Source organism: Halomonas sp. MCCC 1A11062, assembly GCF_021404355.1.
Taxonomy (GTDB): Bacteria; Pseudomonadota; Gammaproteobacteria; order Pseudomonadales; family Halomonadaceae; genus Halomonas; species Halomonas aerodenitrificans.
Map to the genome: position 1 here is coordinate 25185 of NZ_JABFTW010000022.1, position 17842 is coordinate 43026.

Consider the following 17842-nt stretch of genomic DNA (forward strand, 5'->3'; position numbering starts at 1 on the left):
ATGAAACCAGCACGAACCGGATGGCGGCATGTCATCGATGCCACGGGCTACTCGATCAAGGGGCTCAGGTTCGCCTTTCGCCATGAGACGGCCTTCCGCCAGGAGCTGGCCCTCTGTGTGGTACTGCTGCCGCTGGCCTGGTGGATCGGCGCGGGGCCGGTGGAGTGGATTCTGCTGGTGGGGAGCTGTCTGCTGGTGCTCACCGTGGAGCTGATCAACAGCGCCATCGAGAGCGTGGTGGACCGCATCGGTACCGAGCATCATGAGTTGTCCGGTCGGGCCAAGGACATCGGCTCGGCGGCGGTAATGATTGCGCTGATCGCCGCCGGTCTGACCTGGGGCCTGCTCGCCTGGCAGAAGTTCTTCGGCTAAGGGCCTCGTTGGGGGTGCCGCCGCGTCGGCGCCTTCGATATGCTGGGGGCAATTCCGCTGCGACAAGGCGAGTTGCCCATGGCTCTTACTGCTGACTTCCTTCCCGTCGATGACATTCCGACCGCACTCAGGCCCGCCCTGGAGAAGGCATGGCAGCGTCTGAGCGAGAGCCTGGCGCGTGCCGACAACGTGGCCGAGATGACCGGCCAGGAGCCGCCCTCGGAGAACTGGCTGGCGCTGGGGCCGGAGCGCCGTCGCCAGCTGGCCCGCGTCATCGTCATTTCCGACTTCGCCCTCGACACCCTGGTGCGCTACCCCGAATGGCTGCTGCATCTGGATGCCGGCGGCGAGCTGGACGAGTCGCCAACGGCCGAGACGCTCACCGCCTGGCTCAGCGAACGGCTGGAGAGCGCCGAGGACGAGGCCGGCCTGCACGCTGTGCTGCGGCGCTTCCGCCGGGCGCGCATGCTGGGCATCGTTTGGCGTGACCTGGTGCGGCCGGCGGGCACCGACATGTGGGCCACCGCCGCGGCGGTGTCTCAGCTGGCCGAGGTGTCGCTGGAAGGCGCCATGGGCTGGCTCGAGCATCACTTCGAACCGCGCTGGGGGCGCCCGGCGGCGCGCAGCGACGGCAGCGAGCAGCGCCTGGTGGTGCTGGGCATGGGCAAGTTCGGTGCCGGCGAGCTCAATCTCTCTTCCGATATCGATCTCATCTTTGCCTACCCCGAGCAGGGCGACACCGAGGGTGGGCGCACCTCCCTCGCGCATCAGGAGTACTTCACCAAGCTGGGGCAGAAGCTGATCGCCGCGTTGGATGCGGTCACCGCCGACGGCTTCGTCTTTCGCGTCGACATGCGCCTGCGTCCGCTGGGCGACGGCGGTCCGCTCGTCGGCAACTTCAGCTCGCTTGCCGCCTACTATCAGGATCAGGGGCGGGAGTGGGAGCGCTATGCCATGCTCAAGGCGCGGCCGGTGGCCGGCGACTTGGAGGCCGGCGGCGAGCTGCTCGGCCACCTGCGGCCCTTCGTCTATCGCAAGTACCTCGATTTCGGCGCCATCGAGTCGCTGCGCGAGATGAAGGGCCTGATCAACCGTGAGGTGAAGCGTCGCGGCATGCAGGCCAACATCAAGCTCGGTCCCGGCGGCATTCGCGAAGTGGAGTTCGTGGTGCAGGCTTTCCAGCTGATCCGCGGCGGTCGCGACACCGAACTGCAGGTCACCTCGCTGCGCACGGCGCTCTCGCGTCTGCCGGCGCTGGGGCTGCTGCCGCAAGGCGTGGTCGACGAGCTCGAGCCCGACTACGTCTTCCTGCGTGACCTGGAGCATGCGCTGCAAGCGCTGGAGGATCGCCAGACCCAGAGCCTGCCGGACGACGATCTCGACCGTGAGCGCGTCGCCCTGGCGCTGGACATGGAGGACTGGCCGGCGCTGCTGGCGCGCCTGGAGGAAGTGCGCGGCAGGGTGCGCGGCCATTTCGATGCGGTGATCGCCGACCCCGAAGAAGAGGTCGAGGAGAACGGCGAGGCGGCAGAAGAAGGCGGCCTGTCGCTGGACGACTGGCGGGCGCTGTGGTGCGGAGAGCTCGAGCCCCACGAGGCCGAGGCGATGCTCGCCGAAGCGGGTTTCGATGAGGCCGAGACGGCCCTGCGTCGTCTCGTCGGGCTGCGCCAGTCGCGCCAGGTGCAGGCCATGCAGCGCATCGGCTACGACCGCCTCGAAGCCCTGATGCCGCTGCTGCTCGATGCGGTGGCGACAAGCGACGCGCCCGATACCGCTCTCGAACGGGTGCTGCCGCTGATCGAATCGGTGCTGCGGCGTACCGCCTACCTGGCGCTGCTGCGCGAGAACCCCGAAGCGCTGAGCCACCTGATGGGGCTGTGCAGCGCCAGCCCGTGGATCGCCGAGCAGATGGCCCGTTACCCGATCCTGCTGGACGAGCTGCTGACCCCGGCCACCCTCTACACCCCCGCCGACAAGGAGCGCCTGGCCGATGAGCTGCGCCAGGCCCTGGGGCGCATTCCCGAGGACGACGAAGAAGCCCAGCTCGAGGCGCTGCGCGTGTTCAAGCACGCCCACGTGCTGCGCGTCGCCGCCTCCGACATCGCCGGCACCCGGCATCTGATGAAGGTCAGCGACTACCTCACCTACATTGCCGAGGTGCTGCTGGAAACGGTGCTGGCCATGGCCTGGCGCCACCTGGTGCGCAAGCACGGCTACCCGCTGCGCCGCGACGGCTCCCGCGCCGGCGCCGAGCCCGAGTTCCTGATCGTCGGCTACGGCAAGCTCGGCGGTATCGAACTGGGCTACGGCTCCGACCTCGACCTCGTGTTCATTCACGACGGCGATTCCCGCGGCGAGACCGACGGCACCCGGCCCATCGACGCCTCGGTGTTCTTCACCCGCCTGGGCCAGCGCATCATCCACCTGCTCACCGCGGTGACCCCCGCCGGCACGCTCTACGAGGTCGACATGCGCCTGCGTCCTTCGGGCAACGCCGGGCTTTTGACCACCACCCTCGACGCCTTCGCCGAGTACCAGCGCCGCGAGGCCTGGACCTGGGAGCACCAGGCGCTGGTACGGGCCCGGGTAGTGGCGGGGCACTCACGCCTGGCCGCAGGCTTCGATGCCGTGCGCAGCGAGATTCTCGGCCGCGAGCGCGACCGTGAGGCGCTGCGCGAAGAGGTGGTCAAGATGCGCCACAAGATGCGCGAGCACCTGGGCGGCAAGAGCGAAGCGGGCCAGTTCGATCTCAAGCACGACCCCGGTGGCATGGTCGACATCGAGTTCCTGTGCCAGTTCGCGGTGCTCGCCATGGGCCACGAAACCCCGGAGCTGCTGCGCTGGAGCGACAACATGCGCATCCTCGAAACCCTGGAGAGCAGCGGTCGTCTGCCCGCCGAGGAGTGCCAGCGCCTGCGCGACGCTTACCTGGCCCTGCGCAGCACCGCCCACCGGGCGTCGCTGACCCGCGAGGCCGCCCGCGGGCGCGAGGCCGACTTCGAGGCGCACCGCCAAACCGTCATCGCTGCCTGGCAGCGGCTGCTCGAAACGCAGGCGTAAGGCCCGGGCATTTCATTCGCACACAGCAGAGAAGAAGAACCCATGAATAAAGTCCTGGTACTGCACGGCCCCAACCTCAACCTGCTCGGCAGCCGTCAGCCGGAAGTCTATGGATATGAAACCCTCGACGACATCAACAACGCGCTCTACGAGAAGGCCGCCATCAACGGCTGGGACATCAAGGCGCTGCAGAGCAACCACGAAGGCGTGCTGATCGATGCCATCCACTCCGCCCGCGAGGACGGCACGGCGGCGATCATCATCAACCCCGCCGCCTATACCCACACCTCGGTGGCCATCCTCGATGCCCTCAACGCCTTCGACGGCAAGGTAATCGAGGTGCATCTCTCCAACGTGCACAAGCGCGAGAGCTTTCGCCACCACTCCTATGTCTCGCTGCGCGCCGATGGCGTGATCGCTGGCCTCGGCAGCCAGGGCTACCTGGCGGCGCTGGATGCAGTGATCAATGCCGCCGCCCAGACGTGAAGACCCAGACCTGACGACCTAGACGTGAAGGCCTAGAGGTAAAGCTGATCGGCTGTTTATCTGCCACTGACGTAACGGGCCCGCCCACACAAGCGGGCCCGTTACGTATCTTTTTGTAACAAGCACTTGGGATGCTGGAATATTAGCTACCCTGACATCAGGAGGCTCAATAATAACTAACGGGTAATAAGGGGAGAGGCATGGAAGACCCGGATACCATGGCGCCCGAGGAGCGGAAGAAAAAGGAGTTCAAGCTGTTCCTCTTCATCGCCATCCTGCTGTTTCCCATCCTGGCGATAGCCGTTGTCGGCAGCTTCGGCTTCTCGGTATGGATTTACCAGACCTTCACGGGCCCGCCCGGGCCGCCGAGCTGAGGGTCGTATGCACAAGGCGAACAACCACAATACACGTCGCCAGTTCTTTCGCTCTCTCGGCGGTCATGGCCCGATCCGGCGGCCACCCTGGACCGATCCTGACTTCACCGAACGCTGCGTGCGCTGTGCGGCCTGTATCGAGGCCTGCCCCGAGGGTGTGCTGTTCCATGGCGGCGGCGGTTATCCCGAGATCCGCTTCGACCAAGCGGGCTGCTCGCTGTGCCGCGCCTGCGTCGAGGTCTGCAAGGCAGGCGTGTTCGACACCCAGCGCCCCGCCTTTCCCTGGCGCGCCCGGATCGAGGGCCACTGCCTGGCGCTGGCCGACATTCACTGCCAGAGCTGCCAGGACGCCTGCGAGTGGCAGGCGATCGTGTTTTCCCCCCAGTTGGGGCGCCCGCCCAAGCCGCGACTGAACCACGAGGCCTGTACCGGCTGCGGTGCCTGCCAGGCCCTGTGCCCCAACCACGCCATCACAATGACAAGCGAGGAGATGGCCCATGCCGAATGAAACCCTCCACATCGCCAGTCTGCTGGTGCATGTCCGGCCCGAGTACGGGCAAGAAGTGGCTCGATGGCTGGCTGCCCAGCCCGAGAGCGAGGTCAGCGCCGAGGATCCCAGCGGCAAGCTGGTTGTGGTAGTGGAGAGTTTGCGCGAGGCGCGGATTCTCGAGCTGATCGATGCGATCCAGGTGCGGCCAGGCGTGCTGGGAGCGGCGCTGGTGTATCACCAGGTGCTCGATACCGCGTCTGCCGATGAACCCGCCGATCCCGTCCCATCCCAAGCCGCTGCAGAAGGAATGCCGACATGAAGATGACGCGTCGTGAATTCGCCAAGGCCAACGCAGTGGTCGTGGCGGCGGCCACCGCCGGTATGGCCATTCCGGCCGGCGCCACCAATCTCATCACCAATGCCGACTTGACGCGGCTGAACTGGAACAAGGCACCCTGCCGCTTCTGTGGGGTGGGCTGCAGCGTGATGGTGGCCACCCAGGGCAACCGTATTGTGGCCACTCACGGCGACATGCACTCGGAGGTCAACCGCGGGCTCAACTGCGTCAAGGGCTACTTCCTGTCCAAGATTCTCTACGGGCAAGACCGCCTGCAGCAGCCGCTGCTGCGCAAGCGCAACGGCGTCTACGACAAGCGCGGCGACTTCGAGCCGGTCTCTTGGGACGAGGCCCTCGACCTGATGGCCGACAAGTTCAAGAGCGCCATCCGCGAGCATGGGCCCGAGAGCGTGGCGATGTTCGGCTCCGGCCAGTGGACCATCTGGGAAGGCTATGCCGCCAGCAAGCTGTTCAAGGCCGGGCTGCGCTCCAACAACATCGACCCCAACGCGCGGCATTGCATGGCCTCGGCGGTGTTCGCCTTCATGCGCGCCTTCGGCTCCGACGAGCCCATGGGCGTCTACGACGACATCGAGCACGCCAACGCCTTCGTGCTGTGGGGCTCCAACATGGCGGAGATGCACCCGATCCTCTGGACCCGGGTCACCGACCGGCGGCTCTCCTATCCCGAGACCCAGGTGGCGGTGCTCTCCACCTTCCAGCACCGCAGCTTCGATCTGGCCGACATCCCCATGGTGATGAAGCCCAACGCCGACGTGGTGATCCTCAACTACATCGCCAACCACATCATCCAGACCGACCGCGTCGACCGCGATTTCGTCGAGAATCACACCAACTTCGTGCGTGCGGTGGACGACATCGGCTACGGCCTGCGCGACGAGCACCCGCTGCAGCAGGCGGCCGCCAACGCCGACGAGCCCAACCGCTGGACGGAGATGAGCTTCGACGAATTCGCCGACCACGTCGCCGACTTCACCCTGGAACGGGCGGCACGGGAATCCGGGGTGTCCGAGAGCCGCCTGGAGCGGCTGGCCGAGCTCTACGCCGACCCCGACATCAAGGTCATGTCGTTCTGGACCATGGGGGTCAACCAGCACACCCGCGGCGTGTGGGTGAACAACCTCATCTACAACCTGCACCTGCTCACCGGCAAGATCTCCGAGCCCGGCAACAGCCCCTTCTCGCTGACCGGCCAGCCCTCTGCCTGTGGCACCGCTCGCGAGGTGGGCACCTTTGCCCATCGCCTGCCGGCGGACCGGGTGGTCACCAACCCCGAGCATCGCCGCGATGCGGAGCAGATCTGGAAGCTGCCCGAGGGCACCATTCCCGAGCGCGTGGGCTTTCATGCCGTGGAGCAGAGCCGCAAGCTCAAGGACGGCGCGATCAAGGTCTACTGGACCCAGGTCAACAACAACATACAGGCCGGGCCCAACACCCAGCAGGAGATTCTGCCGGGCTGGCGCAACGAGGAGGCCTTCGTCATCGTCTCCGACATCTACCCCACGGCCTCGGCCCAGGCCGCCGACCTGATCCTGCCGGCTGCCTCCTGGGTCGAGAAGGAGGGCGCCTTCGGCAACTCCGAGCGGCGTACCCAGTTCTTCCATCAGCTGGTCGATGCCCCTGGGGAGGCGCGCTCCGACCTCTGGCAACTGGTGGAGTTCTCCAAGCGGATCGACGTCGCCGACGTGTGGCCGAGCGAGTTGCTCGACAAGGCCCCCGAGTACCGCGACAAGACGCTGTTCGAGCTGCTCTACGCCAACGGGCAGGTCGACAGCTACCCGCTCTCGGACATGGAGGAGGGCTACGCCAACCAGGAGGCCGAGGCGTTCGGCTTCTATATCCAGAAGGGGCTGTTCGAGGAGTACGCCCGCTTCGGCCGCGGCAAGGGCAAGGATCTCGACGCCTTCGACAACTATCACCAGAACCGCGGCAAGCGCTGGCCGGTGGTCGACGGCCAGGAGACCCTGTGGCGCTATCGCGAAGGCTACGACCCCTATGTGGAAGAGGGCCGAGGCGTGCAGTTCTACGCCAAGCCCGACGACCGCGCGCTGATCTTTGCCGTTCCCGACGAGCCGCCCCCTGAGTCGCCGGACGAGGAGTACCCCTACTGGCTCTCCACCGGGCGGGTGCTCGAACACTGGCACACCGGCTCCATGACCCGCCGCGTGCCGGAGCTGCATCGGGCGGTGCCGGCGGCGCTGCTCTACATGCACCCGGAGGATGCCCGCGAGGAGGGCATGCGGCGCGGCAGCGAGGTGAAGGTGATCAGTCGTCGTGGCGAGGTGCGCCTGCGGGTCGAGACCCGCGGCCGGGTCACGCCACCGCGGGGCCTGGTCTACGTGCCCTTCTTCGATGCCAACCGGCTGATCAACAACGTGGTGCTGGACGCCACGGACCCGATCTCCAAGCAGACGGACTTCAAGAAGTGCGCGGTTCGTCTCGAACTGGTCAGCCTGGCCTGAGGCCGAGACAGAAGGAGAAATGCGATGAAATGGCTCACTATGCTCAGTCTCTCGCTGGCGCTGGTCGTTGCCGGACTGGTAATCGCCGAAGAGCATCGGGACGATTCGGCACCGGATGGCTTGCGGCCGGGCGGTACCCTCAGCCAGTCCCTGCCGGCACCGCCGTTGGCCGGCGAGCCCCGGGACGCCGGGCGAGAAGTGCTCAACTACCCGGAGCAGCCGCCGGTCATCCCCCACGGCATCCGCGACTATCAGGTCGATACCCGGGCCAACCGCTGTCTGACCTGCCACAGCCGCGAGCATGCGGTTCAGGCCGGTGCGCCCATGGTCAGCATCAGCCACTTCCGCGACCGCCACCAGCAGGTGCTGGCGGCGGTGTCGCCCGACCGCTACTTCTGCACCCAGTGCCATGTGCCGCAGACCGATGCCAGCCCCATCGTTCCCAACACCTTCCTCAACGTCGACGAGGTGCTGGGAGAAATGCTCCAGCAGCAGCGTGAGGGAGGTGGCCAATGAAGCGCTGGTTGCTCACCTATTGGCGTATCCTGATGCGCCCCAGCATGCACTTCAGCCTGGGGTTCCTGACGCTTGGCGGCTTCATTGCCGGGATCTTCTTCTGGGGCGGCTTCAACACCGCGGTGGAGGCCACCAATACCCAGCAGTTCTGCATCTCCTGCCATGAGATGGAGCGCAATCCCTACCGTGAAATGCAGGGCAGGATCCACGACGTCAACCGCTCCGGGGTCGGCGCCCAGTGTGCCGACTGCCATGTGCCCCATGGCTGGACGCACAAGATGGGGCGCAAGATGGAGGCTTCCAAGGAGGTGTGGGGCTGGATCTTCGGCACCATTCGCACCGAAGAGCGGTTCGAGGACAAGCGGCGCGAGCTGGCGGAAAGGGAGTGGGCCAGGCTGGAGGCCAACGACTCGCTGGAGTGCCGCAACTGCCACGACTTCGAGTCCATGGATTTCACCCAGCAGAGCTCACGGGCCGCGCTTGCGCACTCCACCACCCTCGCCGACGGTGAGGCAACCTGCATTACCTGCCACAAGGGCATTGCCCACGAGCTGCCCGACATGAGCGAGTTCTATCAGAGTACCGCCACGGGGCTACCCGGCATCGAGTCCTGGGTCGCTCACCTGAAGCGGGATGCGCCGGTGCCGGGCTACCCGGCCGATTGAGTGGGGTGGGAGCTCTAGCGTAACGGAGACGGGGGCGCTGGCCGCTAGCCTCAGCCGGCAGGCAGCAGCCCAGAGCTCTTGATCGCCCAGATAGCCACGCTCAGGGTCACGAAGGCGGACAGGGTGGCGACCATCAGCGTGGCGGCGCTGACGCCGGCCATGCCGTAGCGCTGGCCCAGCAGCGGGAAGACGCTGATCATCGGCGCGCAGGCGAACAGCAGCGCACCGGCCAGCAGCATGGGGTCCGCTTCCGGTATCAGCAGGAAGACGCCGAGCACCGCCAGCGGGTGCAGGATCAGCTTGCCCGCCACGATCTGCCCTACGTCGTTCATCATGCCGCGCACCTGGAGGCCGAACAGGGTGCCGCCGATGACGAACAGCGCCGCGGGGCCGGAGGCATTGGCCAGCATGTCGACGGCCTGGGCCAGCGGACGGGGCAGGGCGGTGTCGGTCACCGCCAGCAGCAGGCCCAGCGCCAGCCCAACCAGGATGGGGTTGCGCACCAGTCGAAAGAGAGTCTTGCGCGCCACCGTGGCGATGCCGGCGCCGCGCTGGCGTCCCACTTCGGCGAGAATCAGCGCCATCGGGATGATCAGCAGGTTCTCGATCAGCATGTTCAGCGCCAGGAAAACCGCCGCCGGAGAGGCGCCCAGCACCATGGCCGCCACCGGAAAGCCGATGAAGCCGCTGTTGGAGGCTGACATGCCCAGGGCGTGAATGGCCCCTTCGCTGAGCGGCTTGCGCTGCAGGCCAAGGGTCAACAGCAGGGCGAAGACGAACACCGCCAGCGAGCCGAGGCCATAGGCCAGTAGGTAGTGAGGTCGCAGGACTTCATCGAGGGGGTTCTGGGTCACCGCCCGGATCACCAGCGCCGGCAGGGCGAAGTAGAGCACGAAGGTGGTGATCCCCTGCAGCTGCTCCCGATTCACCAGCCGCGTGCCCATGGCCAGGTAGCCGGCCCCGATCAACAGGAAGATCGGGGTGGTGATGGCGAGTATTTCCAGCATGCGCCCTTCCTGGCATGGGGTGGGTTAGACGGCGCTTCGTCTTGCCACACTCAACTGACGGTTTCCCTAATCTCCCGCGCCTTCCTCTGCAGCAGCGGCAAGTACTCCTTCATCAGGGTGTCGAGATCGACCCGGGCGGCGTTGGTGCTGATGTTGATGGCGCCGAGCAGCTTGCCGTTGGAATCGAAGGCCGGCACCGCCAGCGAGCGCAGCCCGGAGTCGAGCTCCTGGTCGGCAATGGCGTAGCCCTGCTGGCGCACCTTGAGAATGCACTTCTTCAGCAGCGCCTTGTCGGTCACGGTCTTGTCGGTGTAGCGCTCCAGCGTGACCCGCTCCAGGAAGGCATCCAGCTCGGCGTCGGGCAGCTGAGCCAGCAGCGCCCGGCCCATGGAGGTGTGAGCCGCGGGCAGTCGGGTACCCACCGAGAGGGTGATGGCCATCAGCCGATGGGGGGCCGAGGAGCGTGCCACGTAGGTAACGGCGTCGCCGTCGAGCACGCCCAGGGACGAGGATTCACCGCTCTCCGCGGTGATGTCCTCCAGCACCTGCTGGATCACGCTACGATAGTTGTTGGCGGAGAGAAAGGCGTAGCCGAGCTGCAGCACCCGCGGGGCCAGCTCGAAGTAGCGGCCTTGCTTCCTCACGTAGCCCAGCGCGTGCAGGGTGAGCAGGAAGCGTCGGGCGCGGGCGCGGTTCATGTCGGTTCGCGCTGCCACTTCGCTCAGGGTCATGCGCGGGTGCGCCTCGTCGAAGGCCAGAACTACCTCGAGTCCGCTGGCCAGGGCGGTCACGAAGTCGCGGTCGTCTGGGCTGAGAACCTCTTCCTCTGTCGTCATTGTCGTTCCGTTATCGTGAGTTGCTCCCGGGTGGCACCCAATCTAGCATAGTGTTCGAATCGCGAACGCTTGTTCGACTATAGATTGAGCGATAGCCAAGGCCAAGCCGTGAGTCCGGGCCCTGACTACCGGAGACATGTTACCGGAGACATGATATGTCCGACGCCCTGCTACAGCATCCCTTCATGAGCCAAGTTGCGCTGAGCGAGTGCAATGCCGAGGCCATGGTGGCCGGCATGCTGGCCTTCGAGCTGGCCCTGGCAGAGGTGCAGGAGGCGCGTGACCTTCTGCCCGAAGGCACGGCGGCGCAGATGCGTCAGGCACTCGAAGGGCACGCCTTCGATACCTCGGCCATTGGCGCCGGCGTGGCCAGCGGCGGCAACGCGGCGATCCCCTTCGTCAAGCAGGCGCGCGCGGCGCTGCCGGCCGAGCTGCGGCGCCATTTCCACCTGGGCGCCACCAGCCAGGACGTGGTCGACTCGGCGCTGATGCTGCTGCTCAAGCCGCGTCTGGCGGCGTTGGACGCGCTGCTGCGACGCTGCCGCAGCGCTGCGCTGACGTCGATGCAGGCTCACGAAACCACGGTGATGGTGGGGCGCACCCTGATGCAGCAGGCGCTGCCGCTTACCTTCGGCGTCAAGGTGGCGCACTGGGGCATCGGCCTGGAGCAGGCGCGCCGTCGTCTTGCCACCCTCGAGCTGCCGGTGCAGTTCGGCGGGGCGGTGGCCGTTCATTCTGGTTTGGACGGGCCTGGATCAAATGGAACCGATTCGGATGGGCTGGGCCTGGAGCTGATGGATGCCCTGGCGCAGCGCCTTGGGCTAAGCGCACCGGTGCTCCCCTGGCATACCGACCGCCAGCCGATCCATGCGCTGGCTACCGCGCTGGACGCCGTGGCCGGCGCCACCGAGAAGCTGGCGCTCGACGTCGCGCTGCTGACCCAGACCGAAGTGGGGGAAGTGAGCGAGCCTGGCGGCGAGGGCATGGGCGAGTCCTCTTCCATGCCGCACAAGCGCAACCCGGTGCGCTGTGCACTGATCCGCGGCGCGGCGCGGCAGGTTCACGGCCATGTCTCGGTGATCCTCAATGCCCAGGCCCAACCGCTGGAACGCGGCCTGGGCGAGTGGCACTCCGAGTGGACACCACTGCTCGATAGCGCGCTGCTGGTGGAGGGGGCGCTGGAGCAGGCCGCCGTACTGCTCGAGGGGCTCGAGGTGCACCCCGAGGCCATGCGCCGCAACCTGGCGGCGACCGGTGGCGGCATCATGGCCGAGCCGGTGTCGCGCCTGCTGGCGCCCACACTGGGTCAGGAGGCGGCCAAGCGCATCAGCGCCGAGGCCGCTGAATCGGCCCGCCTGCAGGGCGTGGCCTATGCCGATGCGCTGCTGGCTCATCCTGAGCTGCAGGGGCAGGTGGAGGCGCAAGCGCTGCATCAGGCCACCGATCCCGCCTTATACCTTGGTAGCAGTCGCGCTCAGGTGCGCCGTGCCGCTGCCTGGCTCCAGCGCGAATAACGACCTGAAAACCCATCGGTTTCATTGCACCCGACGAGGGGAGGCCTGGCCTCCCCTCGTTTTTTTCATTCCTGGCGAGTTTGACGACCGCGAGACTTGGGAGTAATTTGTTCGTATCACAAAACAAAGTTCGCTATTCGAACTTTTAACGAGAGCGCCCAGGAGAACACCATGGCCGAATTCCTGAGCCTCCGTGACGCGGTGGCACGCTACGTCGAAGACGGCGCCACCGTGGCCATGGAGGGCTTCACCCACCTGATTCCTTTCGCTGCCGGTCACGAAATCATCCGCCAGAAGAAGCGTGACCTGACCCTGATCCGCATGACGCCGGATCTGGTCTACGACCAGATGATCGGCGCCGGCTGCGCCAAGAAAGTGATCTTCTCCTGGGGCGGCAACCCCGGCGTGGGCTCGCTGCACCGCCTGCGCGATGCGGTGGAGAAAGGCTGGCCGCACAAGGTCGAGATCCTCGAACACAGCCACGCCGCCATGGCCTGTGCCTTCGAAGCGGGGGCCGCCGGGCTGCCGCTGGCCGTGCTGCGCGGCTACGTGGGCAGCGAGCTGCCCAGCGTCAACGACCAGATCAAGTTCATCGAATGCCCCTTCACCGGCGAGCGTCTGGCCGCAGTGCCGGCGGTGCGCCCTGACGTCTCCATCGTGCACGCGCAGAAGGCCGACCGCGCCGGCAACGTGCTGGTGGAAGGCATCGTCGGCGTGCAGAAAGAAGCGGTGCTGGCGGCGAAGCAGAGCATCGTTACCGTGGAGGAGATCGTCGACGACCTGCGCACCGAGGCCGACTATCACCCCAACGCCTGCATCATTCCGGGCTGGGCCATCAGCGCCATCGCCGTGGCCGAGAAGGGCTCGCTGCCCTCCTATGCCCACGGCTACTACCCGCGCAACAACGCCTTCTACAAGGAGTGGGACGGCATCGCCCGCGACCGCGACACCTTCACCCGGTGGATCGAAGAGAACGTCATGAATGCAGGGGGGAACGCCTGATGAGTACCGTCGATAAGGGCCTGGCCTACACCTCGTCAGAGATGATGACCGTCACCGCGGCTCGCGCGCTGGAGAACGGCATGACCTGCTTCGTCGGCATCGGCCTGCCCTCCGAGGCGGCCAACCTGGCGCGCCTGACTCACGCCCCCGACGTGGTGCTGATCTACGAATCCGGCACCCTGCAGACCAAGCCCGACGTGCTGCCGCTCTCCATCGGCGACGGCGAGCTGGCCGAGACGGCGCTCACCACCGTTTCGGTACCGGAGATGTTTCGCTACTGGCTGCAGGGCGGCAAGATCGACGTGGGCTTCCTCGGTACCGCCCAGATCGACCGCTACTGCAACCTCAACACCACCCTGATCGGCGACTACCGCGAGCCCAAGGTACGCCTGCCGGGCGGCGGCGGTGCGCCGGAGATCGCGACGAATGCCGGCGAGGTGTTCATTACCCTGAAGCACTCCAAGCGTGCCTTCGTCGAGCGGGTCGACTTCGTCACCACCCTGGGCTTCGGTCGCGACGGCAAGGGCCGCGACGGCGTGCCCAATATCGGCAAGGGGCCGACCCGGGTCATCACCGACCTGTGCGTGATGAAGCCCGACCCCGAGACCAAGGAGCTGGTAGTCGTCTCGCTGCACCCGGGCGTGAGCCGCGAGGACGTGATCGAAGCCACCGGCTGGGAGATCCGCTTCGCCGAGACGCTGGAGAGCACCCCGGAGCCTTCGGCCCGCGAGCTCGACGTCCTGCGCGAACTCAAAGACCGTACCGCCCGGGCTCATAGCGGCCAATAAATTCGCGCCAGAACGGCCTGCGCTTGGCCATACGGCGTTGAGAGACAGCTCAAAATGCTCATTTACCCATTCGTAAACTCCGCTTTTGGACTCGCGACATCCATGTCGCTCGCTCTTCGAGCAGCGGAGCTGCCCAAATCAGCAATCCTTGCCGATTTGTCGCTGTCTCTCGCCTTGTCTGGCCATCGCTCGACGCGTTCTGGCATCGAATTAAGGAGATAATGTATGACCAACGTATTCCTTTGCCATCCGCGGCGCAGCGCCATCGGCCGCTTCGGCGGCACCCTGGCCAGCGTACGCCCCGACGACTTCGCCGCCACCATCTTCAAGGCGGTGCTGGCCGAGGCGCCGGATCTCGACCCGGCCGCCATCGAAGAGGTCTTCATGGGCTGCGCCAACCAGGCCGGTGAGGACAACCGCAACGTGGCGCGCATGTCCGCCCTGCTGGCGGGGCTGCCCACCTCGGTACCCGGCACCACCATGAACCGCCTGTGCGGCTCCGGCATGGACGCGGTGGGCACCGCCTTCCGCGCCATCAAGGCCGGCGAGATGGAGCTGGCCCTGGCCGGCGGCGTGGAATCCATGTCCCGCGCGCCCTACGTGCTGGGCAAGGCCGACAGTGCCTTCTCCCGCGGTCAGAAGATCGAGGACACCACCATCGGCTGGCGCTTCGTCAACCCGCTGATGAAGAAGGCCTACGGCATCGACTCCATGCCGGAGACCGCCGAGAACGTGGCCGAGCAGTTCAATATTTCCCGCGAGGATCAGGACGCCTTCGCCCTGCGCTCCCAGCAGAAGGCCGCCGCCGCGCAGAAGGCGGGCCGCTTCGCCATCGAGATCACGCCCATCGAGATTCCGCGGCGTAAGCAGGAGCCGCTGGTATTCGACACCGACGAGCACCCGCGTGAGAGCACCCTGGAGAAGCTGGCCGGGTTGCCGACGCCGTTCCGCGAGGGCGGCAGCATCACCGCCGGCAACGCCTCCGGCGTCAACGACGGCGCCGCCGCCATGCTGGTGGCAAGCCAGGCCGCGGTGGAGCAACATGGCCTCAAGCCCATGGCCCGCATCATCGGCATGGCCACGGCCGGCGTCGAGCCGCGCATCATGGGCTACGGCCCGGTGCCGGCGGTACGCAAGCTGCTCGAGCGCACCGGCGTGACCATGGACGAGATCGATATCTTCGAGTTCAACGAGGCCTTCGCCGCTCAGGCCCTGGCCTGCACGCGGGACCTGGGGCTCGCCGACGACGACCCGCGGGTCAACCCCAACGGCGGTGCCATCGCACTCGGCCACCCGCTGGGCATGTCCGGCGCGCGCCTGCTGCTCACTGCCGCTCACGAGCTGCAGCGCACCGGCAAGCGCTATGCGCTGTGCACCATGTGCGTCGGCGTGGGGCAGGGTATCGCTACCCTGATCGAGCGCGCTTAAGCGAGACTGAAAGTATGAACCGGGGCCGGTGGTGATGAACTGCCGGCTTTTCCCGTTGCACTGCAGGGAGAAGGAACATGGCATTTCTGAACGTCGACGGCCGCAGCGTCGCCTATCGCCTGCTCGGCCCCGAGGCGCTGCCGCTGGTGGTGCTGGCGCATCCGCTCGGCATGAGCCAGGCGGTGTGGGACGAGCTGCTGCCGACGCTGCTGCCGCGCTATCGCGTGCTGACCTGGGACCTGCCCGGCCACGGTGCCAGCCAGGCCTGGCCGGCCGAGGGCGGCGAGATCACTCCGGCCGACCTGGCCACCGAGGCGTTAGCCTTGGCCGACCATGCCGGTGCCTCGCGCTTCCACTTCGTCGGCACTTCCATCGGCGGCGTGGTCGGTCAGCAACTGATCGCTGAACACGCCGAGCGGCTCTACTCCGTCACCCTGACCAACACCGGCGCGGTGATCGGCAATGCCGAACTCTGGAGCACCCGTGCCGAGCGCATTCGTCAGGAAGGCCTGGCGGCCATGGCCGAGGAGATCGTGCCGCGCTGGTTCGCGCCGGCCTGCTTCGAGGCCGAACCGGCCCTCAAGGCCGGCTGGTGCACCCAGATGGGCCGCGGCGACGACGAATCCTACGCCCGCCTGTGCGAGATGCTCGGCCGCACCGACTTCCGCGGCAAGCTGAAAGGCCCGCTCGCCGAGCATCCGGGCATCGGCGTGCACCTGCTAGGCGGTAGCGCCGACGTGGCCACCCCGCCGGAGACCTTGCAGGCCCTGGCCGCCGAGTGTGGCGGGGCGCCGCTGGAGATCCTCGAAGGCATTGCCCACGTGCCCTCGGTGGAGGCGCCCGCCGCCATGGCCAAGCGGCTACTGCTGTGGATGGCCAGCGAGCGTGAGGACGTCGGCGAGCATGGCGTGAGCTATGCCGAGGGTCTCGAGACCCGCAAGCAGGTGCTCGGCGAGGAGCACGTTGCCCGCGCCAGCCGGAATGCCAACAGCCTCGACGCCCCCTTCCAGCAGATGATCACCCGGCTGGCCTGGGGCGAGCTGTGGAGCAACGACGACCTCACCCGCCGCGAGCGCAGCCTGATCACCACCGGCATCCTCGCCGCCCTGGGCCGCGAGGAGCTCACGCTGCACCTCAAGACCGGCAAGCGCATCGGCCTCTCCGAAGCGGAACTGCGCCAGGTACTGATGCACGTGGCGATCTACGCCGGGGTGCCGGCGGCGAACCATGCGTTTGCGTTGGCCAAGGAGCTGGGCTGGGGCGAGGAGCTGGGCTGACTTGGGGCAGAGGCAGGAAGTCGTACACGGCCTCTTGTCCGTTTCTCAAGGCTATCTGTCTCACTGGCTGGGAGTTCGATTATCAGTTCAGGGGGTCTTTGCTGCCTTGAGGGCTTCCAACCTTTCCTGCCAGTCGTCCGGGAAGCCCATGGGCTTGCGGGGAATGTCGGGGTATTCCGCCAGCAGGGCCTGGAGGCGACCGGGCCAGCGGGTGTCCGGGCTGATCTGGGTGGTGAGGTGCGTCAGCATCATCAGGACGGTGAAGAGGCGGCGAGGGACGCCCCTTCCCGCCTGAGGAGCCGGAAAGGCGAGGTGTTTCGGCCAACTGGGCGGAATGGAGAGCTCGCGGTTCCATAGCCGGAAATGATGCGCACAGACATTCCGGATGAAGGTCAGGGTATGCAGCCAGCTTGCGAGCACATGGTGTGGGAGGGCGAAACGCCGTGCGATGGCCTTTCGATCACGATACTCGTCAAGCCCATCGAATAGATGGGATAGTGTGCCGAGGCTCAGCTCTTCCACCATTGCCCAAGAAGGCAAGTGCGCAGGCTGGTCGTAGGTGAGCGCGTAATAGCGTGGGTAATTGTCGCGCTTGCGGCTCTCTTGTCGTGCCCGTTTGATTTCCTCGGGTACCTTCGCCCTCTCGATGCGTTCTATCTCTTTGTGATACTGACGGGTTTCCTTGGCGAGCTTGTCGTTCAGCTCAGTGAGCAACCGTGCATGATCGAAGTGGGCCTTGAAGCACGCGGGCGTCAAGTACCAATGCGTACCGTATGTGCAGGCCATATGGTTGCTGATGCCCGTCCGTACGGCGATCTCGACCTTTTCGATGGCGACCATCACTAGCTGACGAAGGTCGCTGTCGAAACGGTAGACCTGCATGATGTCCGATAACCGAGCGTTCGGTTTGAACCGGTGCTCCGGGTCATCGGGATACTGGAAGGGCCGCATATAAGGGCTGAGCCTGAATGAAGTCGTGACTTCAAGCAGCCGAAGAGCGCGTTCACGGTCATTGATGAGCAAGCCACGCTCGATCAGCAGGTCGAGCTGCTCTCTTGCCGTCAGAGCGGGCTTGGCGAAGCGGATCATCGTGCCACCTCCGGAACGAGGTGACTGGAGCCTTGCATAAGCGCAATAAAAAACCCGCGCAATTTGAGCGTGAGGACCGGAGTCCACATAGGCTTGGCGGGTGTATTGAGGCCAATTC

General features: G+C 66.2%; 17 protein-coding genes. 14 read left to right on the forward strand and 3 right to left on the reverse strand.

All coding sequences use genetic code 11. From position 1 onward, the window contains the following. The 9 genes from HOP58_RS18625 (at window position 1) to HOP58_RS18665 (ending at window position 8783) form a co-directional block, all read left to right on the forward strand. Window positions 1-372 (forward strand): diacylglycerol kinase, encoded by a 372-nt coding sequence (locus HOP58_RS18625; protein ID WP_234261147.1) that lies wholly within the window; start codon window positions 1-3, stop codon window positions 370-372. 78 nt (window positions 373-450) lie between these two features. Next, the gene (glnE, locus tag HOP58_RS18630; RefSeq protein ID WP_234261148.1) at window positions 451-3432 is read left to right on the forward strand and encodes a bifunctional [glutamate--ammonia ligase]-adenylyl-L-tyrosine phosphorylase/[glutamate--ammonia-ligase] adenylyltransferase; all 2982 of its coding nucleotides are present in this window, start codon (window positions 451-453) and stop codon (window positions 3430-3432) included. Window positions 3433-3474: 42 nt separating this feature from the next. Beyond that, window positions 3475-3918, forward strand: coding sequence for a type II 3-dehydroquinate dehydratase (aroQ, locus tag HOP58_RS18635; RefSeq protein ID WP_234261149.1), 444 nt, complete (start codon window positions 3475-3477; stop codon window positions 3916-3918). Between the two features lie 200 nt (window positions 3919-4118). Then, on the forward strand, window positions 4119-4292 hold the full coding sequence (locus HOP58_RS18640; RefSeq protein WP_234261150.1) for a periplasmic nitrate reductase, NapE protein: 174 nt from the start codon (window positions 4119-4121) through the stop codon (window positions 4290-4292). A 7-nt stretch (window positions 4293-4299) separates the two neighbouring features. Beyond that, window positions 4300-4800, forward strand: a complete 501-nt coding sequence (napF, locus tag HOP58_RS18645; protein ID WP_234261151.1) for a ferredoxin-type protein NapF — start codon at window positions 4300-4302, stop codon at window positions 4798-4800. After that, window positions 4790-5101 carry a chaperone NapD gene (locus HOP58_RS18650; RefSeq protein WP_234261152.1) on the forward strand — a complete coding sequence of 104 codons (312 nt, stop codon included), beginning with the start codon at window positions 4790-4792 and terminating at the stop codon, window positions 5099-5101. Before napF ends, HOP58_RS18650 begins: the two co-directional genes overlap by 11 nt. Continuing rightward, entirely contained in the window at window positions 5098-7602 is a 2505-nt protein-coding gene (napA, locus tag HOP58_RS18655; RefSeq protein WP_234261153.1) for a nitrate reductase catalytic subunit NapA, read from the forward strand. Before HOP58_RS18650 ends, napA begins: the two co-directional genes overlap by 4 nt. 24 nt (window positions 7603-7626) lie before the next feature. After that, window positions 7627-8118 (forward strand): nitrate reductase cytochrome c-type subunit, encoded by a 492-nt coding sequence (locus HOP58_RS18660; protein ID WP_234255182.1) that lies wholly within the window; start codon window positions 7627-7629, stop codon window positions 8116-8118. After that, window positions 8115-8783: a NapC/NirT family cytochrome c gene (locus HOP58_RS18665; RefSeq protein WP_234255179.1), complete on the forward strand. Its 669-nt coding sequence runs from the start codon at window positions 8115-8117 to the stop codon at window positions 8781-8783. Before HOP58_RS18660 ends, HOP58_RS18665 begins: the two co-directional genes overlap by 4 nt. 50 nt (window positions 8784-8833) lie before the next feature. Here HOP58_RS18665 and HOP58_RS18670 read toward each other — a convergent pair whose 3' ends face one another. Together HOP58_RS18670 and HOP58_RS18675 are read right to left on the reverse strand one after the other, a co-directional pair. After that, window positions 8834-9790 (reverse strand): AEC family transporter, encoded by a 957-nt coding sequence (locus tag HOP58_RS18670; protein WP_234261154.1) that lies wholly within the window; start codon window positions 9788-9790, stop codon window positions 8834-8836. A 50-nt stretch (window positions 9791-9840) separates the two neighbouring features. Continuing rightward, on the reverse strand, window positions 9841-10626 hold the full coding sequence (locus HOP58_RS18675) for an IclR family transcriptional regulator C-terminal domain-containing protein (RefSeq protein WP_234261155.1): 786 nt from the start codon (window positions 10624-10626) through the stop codon (window positions 9841-9843). A gap of 155 nt (window positions 10627-10781) precedes the next feature. Between HOP58_RS18675 and HOP58_RS18680 the strand changes: the two genes are divergently transcribed. The 5 genes from HOP58_RS18680 (at window position 10782) to HOP58_RS18700 (ending at window position 16635) form a co-directional block, all read left to right on the forward strand. Further along, window positions 10782-12140 carry an adenylosuccinate lyase family protein gene (locus HOP58_RS18680; protein WP_234261156.1) on the forward strand — a complete coding sequence of 453 codons (1359 nt, stop codon included), beginning with the start codon at window positions 10782-10784 and terminating at the stop codon, window positions 12138-12140. A 171-nt stretch (window positions 12141-12311) separates the two neighbouring features. Beyond that, the gene (locus HOP58_RS18685) at window positions 12312-13142 is read left to right on the forward strand and encodes a CoA-transferase (RefSeq protein ID WP_010627497.1); all 831 of its coding nucleotides are present in this window, start codon (window positions 12312-12314) and stop codon (window positions 13140-13142) included. 20 nt (window positions 13143-13162) lie between these two features. Continuing rightward, entirely contained in the window at window positions 13163-13930 is a 768-nt protein-coding gene (locus tag HOP58_RS18690) for a CoA-transferase subunit beta (RefSeq protein ID WP_346657487.1), read from the forward strand. 225 nt (window positions 13931-14155) lie between these two features. Continuing rightward, window positions 14156-15358 carry a 3-oxoadipyl-CoA thiolase gene (gene pcaF / locus HOP58_RS18695; RefSeq protein WP_234261158.1) on the forward strand — a complete coding sequence of 401 codons (1203 nt, stop codon included), beginning with the start codon at window positions 14156-14158 and terminating at the stop codon, window positions 15356-15358. Between the two features lie 77 nt (window positions 15359-15435). Next, a complete protein-coding gene (locus tag HOP58_RS18700; RefSeq protein ID WP_234261159.1) occupies window positions 15436-16635 on the forward strand; it encodes an alpha/beta fold hydrolase in 1200 nt (399 codons plus the stop codon). Window positions 16636-16722: 87 nt separating this feature from the next. Here HOP58_RS18700 and HOP58_RS18705 read toward each other — a convergent pair whose 3' ends face one another. Further along, entirely contained in the window at window positions 16723-17724 is a 1002-nt protein-coding gene (locus HOP58_RS18705; RefSeq protein WP_086508610.1) for an Abi family protein, read from the reverse strand. Window positions 17725-17842: the final 118 nt, after the last annotated feature.